14 protein-coding genes and 1 pseudogene are annotated in these 14,211 nt (G+C 40.2%); 10 read left to right on the plus strand and 5 right to left on the minus strand.

Annotated elements, in window-relative coordinates; genetic code table 11:
* Positions 1–366 precede the first annotated feature (366 nt).
* On the plus strand, positions 367–513 hold the full coding sequence (locus V7K73_RS11935; protein ID WP_334880144.1) for a hypothetical protein: 147 nt from the start codon (positions 367–369) through the stop codon (positions 511–513).
* A 267-nt stretch (positions 514–780) separates the two neighbouring features.
* Here the strand turns inward: V7K73_RS11935 and V7K73_RS11940 are convergent, their stop codons facing one another.
* The 3 genes from V7K73_RS11940 to V7K73_RS11950 all read right to left on the minus strand — a co-directional run bounded on the left by V7K73_RS11940 (position 781) and on the right by V7K73_RS11950 (position 2,389).
* On the minus strand, positions 781–1,116 hold the full coding sequence (locus tag V7K73_RS11940) for a hypothetical protein (protein ID WP_104906680.1): 336 nt from the start codon (positions 1,114–1,116) through the stop codon (positions 781–783).
* Positions 1,116–1,451 (minus strand): DUF5674 family protein, encoded by a 336-nt coding sequence (locus tag V7K73_RS11945; RefSeq protein ID WP_015328451.1) that lies wholly within the window; start codon positions 1,449–1,451, stop codon positions 1,116–1,118. The genes V7K73_RS11940 and V7K73_RS11945 overlap by 1 nt, the downstream gene beginning before the upstream one ends.
* Before the next feature lie 137 nt (positions 1,452–1,588).
* A complete protein-coding gene (locus tag V7K73_RS11950) occupies positions 1,589–2,389 on the minus strand; it encodes a peroxiredoxin-like family protein (protein WP_334880148.1) in 801 nt (266 codons plus the stop codon).
* An 85-nt stretch (positions 2,390–2,474) separates the two neighbouring features.
* Between V7K73_RS11950 and V7K73_RS29855 the strand changes: the two are divergent.
* The 5 genes and pseudogenes from V7K73_RS29855 to V7K73_RS11980 all read left to right on the plus strand — a co-directional run bounded on the left by V7K73_RS29855 (position 2,475) and on the right by V7K73_RS11980 (position 6,749).
* Positions 2,475–3,719: pseudogene (locus V7K73_RS29855) on the plus strand (AAA family ATPase).
* Positions 3,720–3,724: 5 nt separating this feature from the next.
* Positions 3,725–4,159, plus strand: coding sequence for a hypothetical protein (locus V7K73_RS11965; protein ID WP_334880152.1), 435 nt, complete (start codon positions 3,725–3,727; stop codon positions 4,157–4,159).
* 69 nt (positions 4,160–4,228) lie between these two features.
* Complete coding sequence (locus V7K73_RS11970; RefSeq protein WP_334880154.1) at positions 4,229–4,435, plus strand: hypothetical protein; 207 nt, start codon at positions 4,229–4,231, stop codon at positions 4,433–4,435.
* A 270-nt stretch (positions 4,436–4,705) separates the two neighbouring features.
* Positions 4,706–5,971, plus strand: a complete 1,266-nt coding sequence (locus tag V7K73_RS11975; RefSeq protein ID WP_334880156.1) for a hypothetical protein — start codon at positions 4,706–4,708, stop codon at positions 5,969–5,971.
* A 271-nt stretch (positions 5,972–6,242) separates the two neighbouring features.
* A complete protein-coding gene (locus V7K73_RS11980; RefSeq protein ID WP_334880158.1) occupies positions 6,243–6,749 on the plus strand; it encodes a hypothetical protein in 507 nt (168 codons plus the stop codon).
* A gap of 82 nt (positions 6,750–6,831) precedes the next feature.
* Here V7K73_RS11980 and V7K73_RS11985 read toward each other — a convergent pair whose 3' ends face one another.
* Entirely contained in the window at positions 6,832–7,287 is a 456-nt protein-coding gene (locus tag V7K73_RS11985; protein ID WP_334880160.1) for a helix-turn-helix domain-containing protein, read from the minus strand.
* Between the two features lie 523 nt (positions 7,288–7,810).
* On the opposite strand from V7K73_RS11985, the gene V7K73_RS11990 reads away from it, so the two are divergent.
* From V7K73_RS11990 to V7K73_RS12000, 3 genes are all read left to right on the plus strand, one after another.
* Positions 7,811–8,995, plus strand: coding sequence for a hypothetical protein (locus V7K73_RS11990; RefSeq protein WP_334880162.1), 1,185 nt, complete (start codon positions 7,811–7,813; stop codon positions 8,993–8,995).
* Between the two features lie 163 nt (positions 8,996–9,158).
* Positions 9,159–9,401 (plus strand): hypothetical protein, encoded by a 243-nt coding sequence (locus tag V7K73_RS11995; protein WP_334880163.1) that lies wholly within the window; start codon positions 9,159–9,161, stop codon positions 9,399–9,401.
* Between the two features lie 153 nt (positions 9,402–9,554).
* Positions 9,555–11,783, plus strand: coding sequence for a hypothetical protein (locus tag V7K73_RS12000; protein ID WP_334880165.1), 2,229 nt, complete (start codon positions 9,555–9,557; stop codon positions 11,781–11,783).
* A gap of 219 nt (positions 11,784–12,002) precedes the next feature.
* Here V7K73_RS12000 and V7K73_RS12005 read toward each other — a convergent pair whose 3' ends face one another.
* On the minus strand, positions 12,003–12,356 hold the full coding sequence (locus V7K73_RS12005; protein WP_334880167.1) for a four-helix bundle copper-binding protein: 354 nt from the start codon (positions 12,354–12,356) through the stop codon (positions 12,003–12,005).
* Positions 12,357–12,631: 275 nt separating this feature from the next.
* Here V7K73_RS12005 and gorA point away from each other — a divergent pair, with 275 nt between their 5' ends.
* The gene (gorA, locus tag V7K73_RS12010; RefSeq protein ID WP_334880169.1) at positions 12,632–13,975 is read left to right on the plus strand and encodes a glutathione-disulfide reductase; all 1,344 of its coding nucleotides are present in this window, start codon (positions 12,632–12,634) and stop codon (positions 13,973–13,975) included.
* The last annotated feature ends 236 nt before the right edge of the window (positions 13,976–14,211 follow it).

Raw genomic sequence — 14,211 nt, forward strand, 5'->3', positions numbered from 1 at the left:
TCCTTTTCCAGGGGGAAAAAGAGCCGTCTACAGCCCCAAAATCCCAGTTTATCAGACCTTTTTCATCAGCGATCGCTAATATACGTGCTTGTATGAAGATATTCCAGTAATTAATGACTGCAAGAATGCTGTCAGACATTTACATGGGAGATATGCCCTCATTGGCTGGCAACCAAGAAATTGTGTGACAGCAGCTCACAACCTAAAAATATCTCAAGCAACTAAGGTTTACAATGAACTTCTCTGGGATGAAGATTGGGTAGATGAAGAAGACTGTTCAGGAGATTGACAGCTTTGATGATATCGTTGAAGTGATTTGGCTTTTGCTAGACAATGATTGCGTCTCGTAGAGAGGAAAAAAGAGCGATGCCTCCGGCGGGCGGGTACGCCATCGCACATCAAAAACAGTCTGCTTTCAAGCGATGCCTGCGGCGGACTATTCGCTGTCGCCCCCATCTGTTTAGTTTTGTAGTTAGGCGATCGCACCTACAAATGATTAACTGTGATGCATAAGTTGTTAGATTATTTCAGTTAAATATATATTCAATAACCAACACAGAATCACCTATGAAACTCCCTAACCCGCTCAATTGTGTAGTATTCTCATAATCCCGTAGCAAAATATAATTAATTACCAAGCAAAAATAATTATTTTATTGCTATACCTCCAAATACTCTAGCACTGATGATGAGGCGACTGCCGATTTTTGATACAGCAGTATTTACCAAGGAGCAATTGCAGTGGTCAAGCGCATTACTTAAGACTATGCACTCAACGATTTAAGAAGCCAGCAAACCCGACATCTCCAATACTCGCTGTGACCAAGTAGACGCAACAGATGCAATATCTGTAATTTCCATTGATTTGTCCCAAACATTGATCCAGTTTTGTAATAAGTCTTGGAGTTGATTTAATTCAACATTATTAATTTCACTTTTTTGTTGTATTAAAGACACGTACAACAAACTTTCTGACAACAATATTGGAACTAATTCACGAATTGCACTCTTTTGTGACCAAGAGTTAAGGCGTGCCAAACTTGCTGCCAATTCTCCTAATTGTTGCGCGTGGGATTGACGTAAAAAACTTGCTTCAATTGCACTCCAGTTAGGCATTACAATCCTCCTAGCAACTGCTTGGTAATTTGGCTAACTTGTTCTCGAATTTGGTTAGACTGTATTATCATACTACGGTTATTCTGGCTTGGGCGAATGTTGATGATTGACTCAAACACGATTTCCTGAGTGAAAACAGACCAATCCACACCCCAAATATCTCGTTGTCTGCTACCGTCTTTGAGTAACTCTTGTTCACATTCGTAATGGCGAACGCCACCACCTGCAAGAATTTTGCGTTCGATGTCTACTGCTATTTTAATGAATACATCCCAAGTTTTCACCATTTCGTCTATTTCTTCACGACTAGCAGGCTCACGGATTATTAAAATCAATTGAATTTAGTCCCAAGTAGCAATCAACAAGATCATTCCATATATTAGTGAATCACGCCAAACAATTGAACACTGATGAATAAATTCAGGAAAGTTCGCTTATATCCCCCGAATTTAGCAAAGCGCATTCGGGGGCTTTACGCATCACCCATCGTAAAGCTATTTGCTTCGATCAAGGATAAAAATGATAGAGGCTGACTCATATTAGCAGCAAAGCCCAGAATTCCTGGATCTCGATGAGAGTAAAGTAACTGGCCTTTGCTATCAAACAAAAAAGTTCCACCACGCTGAGTTAAGTAGGCTCCATTCGGTACATAAGTGTGCCAATTGCTCAGAACTTCCACCATGTTACGTAGCCGGAGAGTTGCTAATTCAAAGGGACGTTGAAAACCATTTGGGCCAGCTAATCGGAAAAACGAGCCTTTAAAAGTAGGTAGAGGAGTACCTTGAATAATTTCATCATCAAGAATTAGTTGAGGGGCTTGACGATCTCCCCTGTATCCCCGAAAAACTTCTCTTAGCGTTCCTGGACTTCCAAACCCTGCACACATTAACATTAGATTTAGCCAAGCTTGATGAGACACAGAAAGTCCAGGTAGAGTCAGATTCAGACCTGAATAAAGTTTAAGTTGGTGATGTAGTTCTGCATTGGGTTCAACAAATAAATTTTCGGGTGGAAATCCTGTATATTGACAGAATCTTGTTCCAGAGGTGCGTGAGCCAATTCCCACTGCACGAATAGCGAGTTTTTCAGTCGGCAATTTTTTAGCTTTGCGCTGTAACCACCATGCATATTCAATACTATCAAAATCCCCAAGTTGTGGCCAGACTAAAATCAGGATATGTGAGGCAGTCTCGCAATTTTCTAGTAGGGGTCGGGTTATGCCATCACTAACACACTGAAGTTCAGTCTGATTAAGGATATTGTAGGGATTCATTAAAAATGATTAACTGCTATTGAGCTATCCAATTTTAATTTACAAGAAGTAAGTTGATCAATATAAATTTGTGTATGAGAGCCAAATGTTAAAAGAACTTCACCTCCAACAAGTTGGTCCTGCTGCCCATTTTGATGTCGCATTTGCTGATAGGCTCAATATATTTACTGGTGATAATGGTTTAGGTAAAAGTTTTTTACTCGATATTGCTTGGTGGGTGATGACTACAAATTGGGCGGAGCAACCAGCGTACCCACAGCGAGTTAGAGGTGAAAATCCACAAATTACAGCCGTAGTTAGCAATAAAAAAAATATAAGAGAGTATCAGAGCCAGTTTGATTTTTCTGAACAGCAATGGCGTAATTTACAAATGCCTCCTTTATTAAAAGAGGTAGTTATTTATGTACGGGTTGATGGTAGTTTTTCTGTTTTTGACCCAGCTCGCCAACGCGATATTCCTTTTGACTTTAATCCAAATACACTTTGGAATGGATTAAAGTCAAAAGGTAAAGTTATTTGTAATGGTCTAATTCAAGATTGGGTTACATGGCAGAATCAACCCAATAAATATCCATTTGAACTCTTTTCTAATGTTATTAAAAAACTTGCACCTCACCCTTCCGAATGGATACAAGTGGGAGAACCAACGCGAGTTTCTATTGAAGACGTGCGCGATATTCCTACAGTTAATCTGCCTTATGGGAATGTTCCTGTTACTCAAATATCAGCCGGAATGAAGCGTATTTTGGGACTAGCTTATTTACTAGTGTGGACTTGGTACGAACATAAAAAAGCTTCATAACTGCGACAACAAAAGCCAGTAAATCAGATAGTTTTACTAATTGATGAAATTGAATCTCATTTGTATCCTCGTTGGCAGAGGGTGATTTTACCAGCTATTTTATCTGTGGTTACAGAATTACAACCCAGGATGAAGATACAAGCTTTAGTAACTACTCATTCTCCACTTATTCTTGCTTCCTTAGAGCCAAATTTTAATGAGCAAGAAGATAAACTATTTTTATTTAAATTACAAAATAGAGAGGTTAGCCTTGACGAAGTACCTTGGTCAAAACAAGGGGATATAGTTGGATGGTTAACCTCAGACATTTTTGGACTTAAACAAGCCCGTTCCAAAGAAGCAGAAATCGCAATTGAAGCAGCAGAGGCTTGGATGCGTGATGATGATATGAATGCGTTTCCAGAAAATCTGAGAATACCAACACAAATTCATCAGGAACTTCAAAGAGTTTTACCAGGACATGACCCATTTTGGCCCCGTTGGATAGTTACAACGGAGAAAATAAATTCTGGGTTATCAGGGGTATAACACAGATGATGCCATTTAATCCTCCTCCAGAACCACCTGATTTTGATAAAAAAGTGCGACAACCGGGAAATGCTTGGTTGGCAAAAAATCCAACCCCTAAAAAAGGAACCAGAGATTATTGGTCGCCTTTCAAAAGTTATTTAGCTGATGGATTTAATAATCTTTGTGGCTATAGCGTTATGTATGAACCAGTTGGTACAGTAGAACATTATCTCAGCCGGGAAAATTATCGCAATTTAGCTTACGAATGGAGCAATTTACGCTTTGCTTCTGCTTGGATTAATAGTAGTAAAGGTACGCTTGATGACCAGGTACTTGACCCTTTTGATTTGGGAGAAGATTGGTTTGAAATTTTGCTTCCTTCTCTACAATTAGTACTAACAGATAAAGTTCCTCCGCAACAACGTCAAAAGGCAGGTTCATTATTATCATCGCAGTAGTGGTGATGATGGTGTGCTGTTGAGACTTTCACAATCACCTGATTTTCTGTTGGTTATAATAAACTGCTGGTGATAGATAATTTTGATAGATTACACTTTGTTAGCGATAGTTTTATCGACGACTTATTTCGATTACAACAGTTAGCTCAACTAGAAAATTTTTCTTTACTATTAATATCTCGGATGCCGTTAGAATATTTTCACTTTCCAGGTTTTGCTAACTATTTTGAAAAATTGGAATTAAACGAAACTAATACTTGGACTCTTGGACAGTAGATATATGCCTTTTAGATATCGTTTTTTGGTGATATCCACTCTGGGTGGATGATTGTTTTAAGCAATCAAGCAAGTTCAACTCTTGCTATCACCATTGGGAATGAAACTACTGCCGATACTGAAAATTAACCAGGACGAATCTATTAAATAGTTTTGGAATTGTTAATAGAGTAAGCGGTAGGTTAGTGGTGTAGTTCTCAGCAAATCCCAATTCGTGCCGGGGCAAGAGTAATTAAAAACCTTGTAACCTGCATTTTGGAGGGATGAATTATGTTGAAGAAGTTTGCGTTTAATTGCTTGAGAAACATTAATGCTGCTTTTGGAATGGTGTCTTTGACTGCTATTGGTTTGGGCGCTATAGCAACTTTTTCTGGTTTGGGTTTATTGTACTTAGCTAGGGGCGGATTCCCAATTGTTGAGAAAGAACGCTCCGAACAAATTGCCTCTACCGGCATTGGTGCTATTGTATTGGGCTTTACCGGAATTATTTTTGCTTCCTTGGGTGGTGCTTTCTTAAGTATTGTTGAAGAATCGGAGGAAACTAATTCGAGTAGAGAAACTGCAAAAATAGCTGACACAAAACCGCTTGTATTAACAAAACCTGAGAGCTTTGAAAAATCTAATGGTGTACCTTTTATTTACACTTACACGGTGATTAATTTTGAGGGACATCCTGATTCAAAGGGCTTGGTTGTTTGTAGATTTGAGGAAGAACCGTATAGGAAATTGCTACTTTACGAGGAATTACGTTCTCACCACATTGACGACTTGGCAGTAATCTGTGATGAAATTGATCCAGATAAATTAATTGGACAAACTTTTTCCTCATATAAGCCTTTACCTTGTGAAGCTTTAGAGGAACATTTAGATATACACCGACGCTATGTTAATGCAGTTAATAGCGAAGAATTTAGTTCTTGCTATTTGCAAGTGTGTGCTGGGTGTAAGTTACTGCATGGTGCCAATAATATTGTTTGTAGCATTCATGCATACGGATGGTTTGAAGATGGTTGCTGTCCAGATAAGCAATGGGATGAACGTAAGGCGTTGTTTCCATTTGACGATGATGCTGTTATCGAAAACTTAAATAGAGAAATATCGTCCAATCAGGCGAATATTTACAAGTTTTACGGTAACCTTATTTTGTGGGATGAATACGCTAATCGTAGGTTTTCTTTTTCTTATTCCGGTATCTTGCTGAAACATTCTGATAGACTGCTTGAGCTTGGTACGGAAGCGAGACTTCTTTCCTACATCCAGTATTTCCGCACTCGAAATGTAGTGGTCTTTGACTACGTAGCATCAGGGCGAGTTTCGGACTTTACGAAGGAACTTAAGGGCATAGCCAAAATCGAGGTTGATGGTGATGAGATATCTATCTTTTTTGATATATATGCGCCTTGTCACCGCTTTCGCCGTGATGGTGTAGCGCTGCATCCTTACTCAACTTTTGTTCCTCAAGAACTCAAATATAACTACAACTTGGTTAGTTACGTCAACTACCTTAAGAGTAAAAAATCTGGAGTGCTGGGATGAATAAGGAAGTTTCTAAAAGCTGCGGGTGCAAGTCGGAAAAATCGCATTTTTGTAATTTCTGTATCTTGGATTGGTAATTTCTAAAATTCAACAACTGCAAATTTTGGAAAACTTGGTTCGTCTAATTGCTTAAAGGCAATTTACCCTCCTTCCTCCTACTGGTGGATGGGATACGTGTAAAAGCTTTCACTCAGTAGGGGGGTTTCCCCCCGCTACTGGGTGGCAAGCCGCTACAACGCCGCCCATCAGTAATTCATGGAGGAATCACATTATGTCTGCTTTTGCAATATCACCTTTTGTGCAATCTGTTAACGATGTTTTGTTTCCAATCGAGTTGTTTTTGATTATCTTCCCAATCTTGTATGTGATTTTTGTCCCTGGTCAATCAGCATCACTTCAAGTTAGTAATAGCGCTGGGGTGATTTCTGAAGAGTCGTCAGTTTTGGAAACTCAGGGGGATTTGACTGTGGTTGGTGCTGTTTCTGATGAGAAAGAATTTTCTGAACCAGAATCTTCGATTATTGAAACTGCGCCGCCAGTTGTTGAAGCTAGGTTTGCGGATGAAGCCAAACAACTTGTGTTAATAGACGTTACGGAAGAGAAGAAGAAGCTTTTGGATTTAGGTACGCGGAAGCTGCGACAGTTCTGCAAGGAACGCCAGATTCAAGGCTATTCTACCGTCTACAACCGTAAAAAACTCGATGGACTCGTTGACTTTCTGATCGCAGAACAAGTAACTTCTGCTCAAGTGGTCGAGTTTGTGGAAATGCTTGCTTAGAGTTTGATGAAAAGCCTCGGTAAAAACTGGGATTTCAAAACTACTTCCTTGAGATAGGATGGTGCTTGCTTGATAATTCTTTCTATTGAGATTGAGCTTCCAAGATGCGTCCTATACTTCTTGGCGATAATGTCGGTAATCCCCTCCGAGTAGCTTCCTCAGCTACCTGCGTATGGTAATGGTGCTTTGAACGACTGGGTTTTCGGTTCTTGCTCCATTCGCTGATTTCGACGATTTTGCTCGCCTCTGTACTTTTGCACTTCTTAGGTCTGCCTACGTTTACACCTAATACCTCGTTAGCTTTTGCGATCGCCGACTCCTGGGTTTCTGACAAGATGGTACAAGATGTCCATCTTTTTTTCCACTTTGCTATTGAGTTTTCGGTTACGCCAATCTCTTGGGCTAAGGCTACATATTTTTTGCCTTCGTTTAGTCCTAGCAGAATTTTCGCTCTTTTGCTAACTTCATCGCTGCTGGTCGCTGCTATGTGCTCTAGTGCTTGTTTTTCAATAGAATTTAATATCTGAAGACGAGGCATCTAAAAATTTACCCCTCTTTACTGTACAATTTTGCCAAATGGAATGAAGCCTGATATACTTTTTTTGTAGAGTCCATTTTTCCTAAAGATTCACTCAAGACCCTGGTGCAAACAGGGCTTTGAGGAAAAAACAAGCCCACCTGTTACTAGAACAGGACGGAACTTTGTTTTGTCAATTTAATTATCTAGGTCCATCATATCATGAGTTTACACAGTTTTACAAATCTTTCTTTAGATAGATGCTTTTTTTCTCAATACCAGTCCGTTAAATATCTCTTCAGTTGTATTAGTTGTCAATGGGTTGGGAATAATAGTTACTGCGCGAGAAAATTCTCTTTGAGAGGTTTTCTGGTAGGTAATCCTTTGCTATTTACAAGAATTAATTATTTTTTCAACTTGTCACTTTTTCCAAGGGATGAAAGTGCTATGAGTTTTGCTGATTAAGCTTTGTCTGCTTTCTACTTAGACTTTTCAAAATTGAACTTATCTTTTGAATGACAATTTGTGATCCGGAGTATCAATAATGTTTGAGGTGCAGAATCCGGCAATTGTATATATTTCTCCTGCGGAGTTGATTGTTCATCCGAAGCTGATAGAAATATATGGTGAGAATGAAGATCGTCCAGCTTTAGAAAAAAGTATCTCTGAAAGAGGGATTATTGAATCTTTGAAGGTATCTGCACGTACTGGTGTCAATGTAGTCTTGGCAGGTAAGTGTCGCTTGCAGATAGCTCGCCAGTTGGGAATTGACTCTGTGAAAGTGGAATTTGTTGAGTCTGGTTCGCCTGAAGAAGATTTGAAACTAGTGCTTGACTTTAATCTCCACCGGGAAGGCGGGAAGACTCATTACCAGAAATTTCACGAGGGGCAGTACTGGGAGAGCGTACTTCGTCCCCAAGCGAAAGAAAGACAAAGAGAGAGCGCTCGTCGTTTGAATGAATCGAAGTGTTCAAATTTGAATCATTCGATAAATGAGAGTAAGTCTCAATTAAAGAAGGGTAAACCCGTGATTCGGGAGGTTTCTGAGAATCTAAATATAAGCGTTGGCAGTTATCACAAAGGTAAGAAAGTTTTTGAGTTGATTTATCAATTACGAGAACTGGAAAAATTTAAGGCAGTTGTTGCACTGGAGATGGAATTTAACCGAAGTATTGATGCAGCATACAAGTTTGTTTGCAATCAAGATATTTGTAACCAGGTAATAGACCTTCTGGAGGCTACGGAGATAGGTAGTATAGGCGATGGTATTGCTTGGATGCTGAATGGCGAGCGCAATCCGTTTCGGCGTTTCCAGCTTGACCAAGTATATCAATTCAAGAAGAGACTGCGGCCCGAGTTGGAAATTGTGGGACGGGTTATTGGTATAACTAATGAGTTTGTTGTGTTTGGATTGAGGAATTTAGTGAATATGAGCCTAGAAATTGTGAATCTCCGTCCGCGACAAATTGATGCAGAATTGCAGGATGAACCATCTGCGTCACAGAGGAAGAGAATATTTCACTTAATGCAAAAGTTTAGTGATGTTTTCCCAGTTCAGGTGTCTTTAACGGAGTTGTTGAAACTTTCAAATTTAACTGATAAAGAAGAGGTTTTATTGCGGATGTATGAGTCTGACGTATTTGAAAAAACGTGGGAGGATTATAAGAACCAAATGAAAGCAATGGAAGTTTCTACAAATAGAAAAAAGGATAATATTCGTGCTGCATAGGTAGCTGTGAGCAGTTAATCTAGCAGAGAATTTATCCCGCAATTTAACGTTATCTCATAGATTAGCATCTCAATGCTGATTACAGTACGAGTTAACTTTTGTGGGTGCTGAACTCGTATCAAGATATTTGACTGTTTTTTGTTTTTAAACTCAATGGTGGAGTATGAGTAATTTCATCTTCACCAGTTGTACTAACAAAAGCCAATGTGACGTGACACTTGTGGGTGTTACTAGCTTTGCGGTGTTATCCCAAAACTCTTTTGTCGATTTAGTGACAACTTCGCTAGAACTGCCTCATTTAAATAATAACCAAAAAAAAAGTTGGGTAGTCGCATTGTTGTTGGTGAAGCGTGTTGGACTAAATCTTAGCCTAAGCCTACGTATGTCTAAGCCTAAACAAGTATAAACCTTTGTTTGCTTTCAACCACGAGGCGATTACCAGTCGCCTCCAACAAGCGGATAACCAACCGCTTAAACATAAAAAATTCAAATTTAGGCTAACACATTTTGACCAACAGCGAGACTACCTGATGCACAAAAATCATCAGGACAGTCACTCATGTTCCAAGAAAATTTCTCTTCAGATTTTGATAACAAGCCCCAATTAAGCCTTTCACAGCCTTCAAAAAAGAAAATCAAACCCCACCTGCCCGCAGAATCTGTGGGTAAACGCTACGTAGAGCGTTTTTGGCATCCATTTGGGGCAATTATCGCCCCAAATCAAGCAGAAGGTGATGAAAAACCAGCATGGCGTACCATCGATTATTACCTGCAACCCTCCCAACTGTGGAACCTACACCAAGACAAGTCGAAACTAGTAGGTCTGCGCTTTAACGACACAACACGTTACGCCACAATCGATTTAGACTTAGAAGGCGACTACCATAACATTGAATCCATAAATCGGATCAAAGCAGCGCTAGAGGACATTGGCATAGTCGATATCATTATCCTCCAGTCCAGCTTTAGTGGCGGCTATCACCTAATCCTAACCTTTGCATCTCCCCTGCCCACTTTTGCCCTAGCCTGCGCCTTAGAGATTACCTTGAGGAATGCAGGTTTTATCCTGCGCCAAGGACACCTAGAAATCTTCCCCAACACCAAACCATATAGTGCCAAACAAATAACCAACTACAAAGCCATCCGTTGCCCCATGCAACCGGGTAGTGGGTCATTTTTACTTAATGATGACCTACAACCAATTAGCGACTCAGTTTCTATCTTCCTCGATTATTGCGATCGCGCGGCAAGTCGGCAAGATTTAACTAAACTAAAACGGGTAGCGAACAAAGCCAAAAAACAAATTTCACGGGAGAGATATCGCAAGCAAGAATCTGCTGACGTTGTACAGTGGCGTGCCAACTGGGAAGAAATCATCACCACAGGCTGGACAGGAAAAGGACAAACAAACACCCTCCTACAAATCTTCGTAGGCTACGGAATCGTCTTTTTAGACTTAGAGAGTGATAAATTAGTTGAATTTTGCCTTACTACCGCAATTAACGCCCCTGGCTACAGCCAATATTGCCGACACCAGCACGAAATCGAAGCTAGAGTGCGGCATTGGGTAGAATCCACAATTCGCAACAAATGGTACAGCGCCTATATTAGTTATCCCGAACGGCTATTGGGTACATTCGCCAACACATTTGCAGAAGCCATAGCAGGCATTAGCAGCATCCATAAACCCAAAGATAACGTAATCCCATTTGACCGTCGTAAGCAACAGAACTGGGAACGCAGCCAACAAGCCCAAAAACGCATCCAGATAGTAGTAAGGGCAATAGAGTGGGATAGAGGGTTGCCAGTAGGGGCTACTGAACGGGGGAAAGCAATACGTGCTGAATACAAACGCCGTTTTCACAAAACTATCTCACAAGAGACATTACAAAAGCACTTGCATTTGTGGCATCCTACGCGCTACATCTTAGACCCTTGGACAGAAAATAGCTCAAACCCTTATAAATCAACAAATTACGGGCAATTTAATAGCTTTCAAAACTCATTTGCAAAACAGAGTGCTGAAAACCCTTACCAAAAGGAAAATGACGGTCATTCTTTCTATATGAAGGTTTTTTGTAAATGCTTACCTCCTGCTGCCGATGCCCCTACAGGGCAGCAGGCAGTAGCAAGTTTTGAAGAAGTTGCTGTGTCTGAAGGGGAATTGTTTGTACCACAGGTACAAGATGAATCTGAGGAAATTAATATTAATTCTGAAGAATTGAATTTATTACAGTCAGAAGATTTGTCTTTAACTTCAAGTGTCAATAATTCTGATAATTCATTAGTTTATTTAAACGTTATACGATTAGCTGAAAATCTTAATGAAAGTACTTCAGATAAGAATTTTAAATACTTTTCTAACCCCAGCGCGGCTCAAAATTACAATAACAAAAACTTATTAATCAATTCTGTCAGTATTCCACCTACTGCGCCTACATCTGCAATTGTGCCGCCTGAAATGTCACAAAAAGCCGAAGTTAGTGAGCAAAATACACCTTCAAGCGATCCAGCAGCAACTCTCGCTTTGTCAGAACTGAAGAAACTGACTAAGTTGCGACTCCAAGCAGCATCCCACGCCAAGCGTGTAGCTAGAGAGTACTGCCTGATTGCGCGACGCTTGATTGGAGGCAGAGAACGTGAACGTTTGGAGCAGAGTGCCAAAATGCAATTTTATCTCGATTCGGGTAACAAAACTCTAATTGCAGAAGCCAACGAGTGGGCAGCTGTCAATCCTGGGTGTCTACCGTTTTCGTTGGAGTTGGCGTTTCAAGAAAGTGAGAGGTGATGCCTGAATGGCATACATTCTATTCCTGTTCCAATGCTACTCACGGGCGTAGCTGTGCTAATCGCTTCTCTATCTCCTGCTCATACCGTGTAATACTCGGTAGTGGTTCTGAGAAATCCCATGTATTACGAGGTAAAGTGAAGCCAATCATCTACGTAATACATGGTGTATTATATCTGATAATTATTTTGCAATCCAGCAGTCAGCGATTACAGATACTTACGCCATAGCTGTAGCCATTTGGCGACAAGACTCGGCGCAGCGACGGCAAGACACAGCACAGCGTTTACAGTGGTCGCTATCGTGTTTTTCACATTCACTGGCACAGCGATCGCAAGCTTCAGCACAGACTCCACATAATTGAGCATGGAGAGCCGAATTGCGAGACATAAAACGGGCACACAGAGCGCAAGTATCAGCACAGTCTCGGCACAACTTAATGCATTGAGCCATCATTTGTACCATGTTGCCACTTAAACAGGCATCAGCACAGTTTTCACACTTGCGCAGGCAATCAAAGCAAGCCTCTATGCAACTTTCAAGCAAGGATTGGTGAGATTGGGTTGTCGTCATAATTATACCTCCGATTTCAAGTCGTCAATTTCACATGAGGCAGTATTTATGCCTCTGCGCCCTCAGATTAAAAAATAACTAATCTGCTTGCGTCTACCTAATGGCACAAGAAATATTTATTACTAATGACATCAGGAAATTTCATGCTGATTTCATTTGAATATGCATAACTATTTTTTCCTTAAATTGCAAGGATTTCATATTAATTTCATCACTGTGTGGAAAGCTAAAAATATAGGGAAATATAGTGTTGTTAAAAACTGAGTTAATAATTTATGAGCTTTGATTATGACCTCTTTGTAATTGGCGCAGGACCTGGAGGTGTTGCTGCCGCTAGACAATCTGCTGGTTATGGTGCTCGTGTGTTAATTTCTGAACGCGACCAGGTAGGTGGCACATGTGTAATTCATGGCTGTATTCCAGAAAAACTTATGGCATATGCTGCTAGTTTTTCCCATGTTTTTGAAGATGCTGACGAATATGGCTGGGATAAAGTGAGTGACCGCATTGACTGGCATAAATTTATGACAGCTAAAGACCGAGCGATTCAACATTTGAACAAATTGCATATTCAGCATCTTCAAGAAGCAGGGGTAAACCTAGTTTATGGAGAGACAAAATTTTTAGATTCTCATACTTTGGATATTGAGGGACACCAGTTTACTGCTAATAAAATCTTGATTGCTGTAGGTGGAGAAGCTGTAAAACCCGAAATTCCTGGAATTGAATATGCTATCACTACACGTCAGATGTTTGAAATCAAGCAGCAACCAGAGCATATTGCGATTATTGGTAGTGACCAGATAGCAGTAAAGTTTGCTGGAAGCCTGAATGGGTTGATTTCAAAGGTTACTTTAATAGTACCTGAAGACCGTATTTTACCAGGTCGAGATCAAGATATTAGGACTACAGTTCAACAAAGTATGATGAAGAATGGCATTCAAATTTTTTGCAATACTGTTGTTGAAAAAATTGAAAAAGTTCAAGATAGTCTACGTTTGAGTTTATTAGGAAATGAACAAGACAGTATAACTGTAAACACCGTTCTTAGCGCCATAGGTCGAGTTGCTAATTTAAGTGGTCTTAATTTAGAAAAAGCGGGTGTTCAAGTCAAACAAGGAGCGATCGCAGTAGATGAATACAGCCGTACTACTCAGGCGAATATTTTTGCTGTTGGAGATTGCACCAATCGTCCCCATTGGACTCCTGTCGCCATTGCCACAGGTCGTGCCTTTGCCGATACTGTGTTTGGTAATCAGCCCCGAACTGTGAATTTAGAGTGTATTCCCTCAGCACTTTCTTCTCGACCGGAAGCGGCTACGGTTGGCTTGACCGAAGCTAAAGCACGCGAAAAATTTGGAGAATCAATACGCTGCTATTCCCAAAGGTTTCAACCTCTTTTCGACACGATTGCTGAACCGGAACAGAAAACTCTTATTAAATTAGTAGTTGATAGCAAATCAGACAGGGTACTCGGTGCTCATATGGTCGGTGAGTATGCTGGTGAGATTATTCAATGTCTTGGACTTGCTATTCGCACAGGTATCACTAAAAAAGATTTTGATGTAACAATTGGTATTCATCCTTCAGCGGCGGAAGAGTTTTTTACCTTGCGCTAATTTTTGCTACTGACAAGAGTATATAGGATTCCTATTTGATTTATGAAAATCCAGATTAGTCCAAAGCTTGGTTAACAAAGCTTAGAGGCTTAGTATAGCTATCAAGATTCAAACCTGATTTCTATATCCAGTTAATACTCCTTAATGAAACACGCTTTTTAAGAACTGGCTTGCTGTAAATTCAAAGGTAAATATGCGCTCCAAATCAATTTTATGGATAGTTTTATTTTTCAGTG

Source organism: Nostoc sp. (genome assembly GCF_036916975.1).
Taxonomy (GTDB): Bacteria; Cyanobacteriota; Cyanobacteriia; order Cyanobacteriales; family Nostocaceae; genus Nostoc.

Excerpts from the sequence above, each read along its gene's own strand:
- gorA (WP_334880169.1), top strand. The coding sequence starts at position 12,632 with ATGAGCTTTGATTATGACCTCTTTGTAATTGGCGCAGGACCTGGAGGT.
- V7K73_RS11990 (WP_334880162.1), top strand. The coding sequence starts at position 7,811 with ATGTTTGAGGTGCAGAATCCGGCAATTGTATATATTTCTCCTGCGGAG.
- V7K73_RS11965 (WP_334880152.1), top strand. The coding sequence starts at position 3,725 with ATGATGCCATTTAATCCTCCTCCAGAACCACCTGATTTTGATAAAAAA.
- V7K73_RS12000 (WP_334880165.1), top strand. The coding sequence starts at position 9,555 with ATGTTCCAAGAAAATTTCTCTTCAGATTTTGATAACAAGCCCCAATTA.
- V7K73_RS12005 (WP_334880167.1), bottom strand. The coding sequence starts at position 12,356 with ATGACGACAACCCAATCTCACCAATCCTTGCTTGAAAGTTGCATAGAG.
- V7K73_RS11975 (WP_334880156.1), top strand. The coding sequence starts at position 4,706 with ATGTTGAAGAAGTTTGCGTTTAATTGCTTGAGAAACATTAATGCTGCT.
- V7K73_RS11940 (WP_104906680.1), bottom strand. The coding sequence starts at position 1,116 with ATGCCTAACTGGAGTGCAATTGAAGCAAGTTTTTTACGTCAATCCCAC.
- V7K73_RS11995 (WP_334880163.1), top strand. The coding sequence starts at position 9,159 with ATGAGTAATTTCATCTTCACCAGTTGTACTAACAAAAGCCAATGTGAC.
- V7K73_RS11985 (WP_334880160.1), bottom strand. The coding sequence starts at position 7,287 with ATGCCTCGTCTTCAGATATTAAATTCTATTGAAAAACAAGCACTAGAG.
- V7K73_RS11950 (WP_334880148.1), bottom strand. The coding sequence starts at position 2,389 with ATGAATCCCTACAATATCCTTAATCAGACTGAACTTCAGTGTGTTAGT.
- V7K73_RS11935 (WP_334880144.1), top strand. The coding sequence starts at position 367 with ATGCCTCCGGCGGGCGGGTACGCCATCGCACATCAAAAACAGTCTGCT.
- V7K73_RS11980 (WP_334880158.1), top strand. The coding sequence starts at position 6,243 with ATGTCTGCTTTTGCAATATCACCTTTTGTGCAATCTGTTAACGATGTT.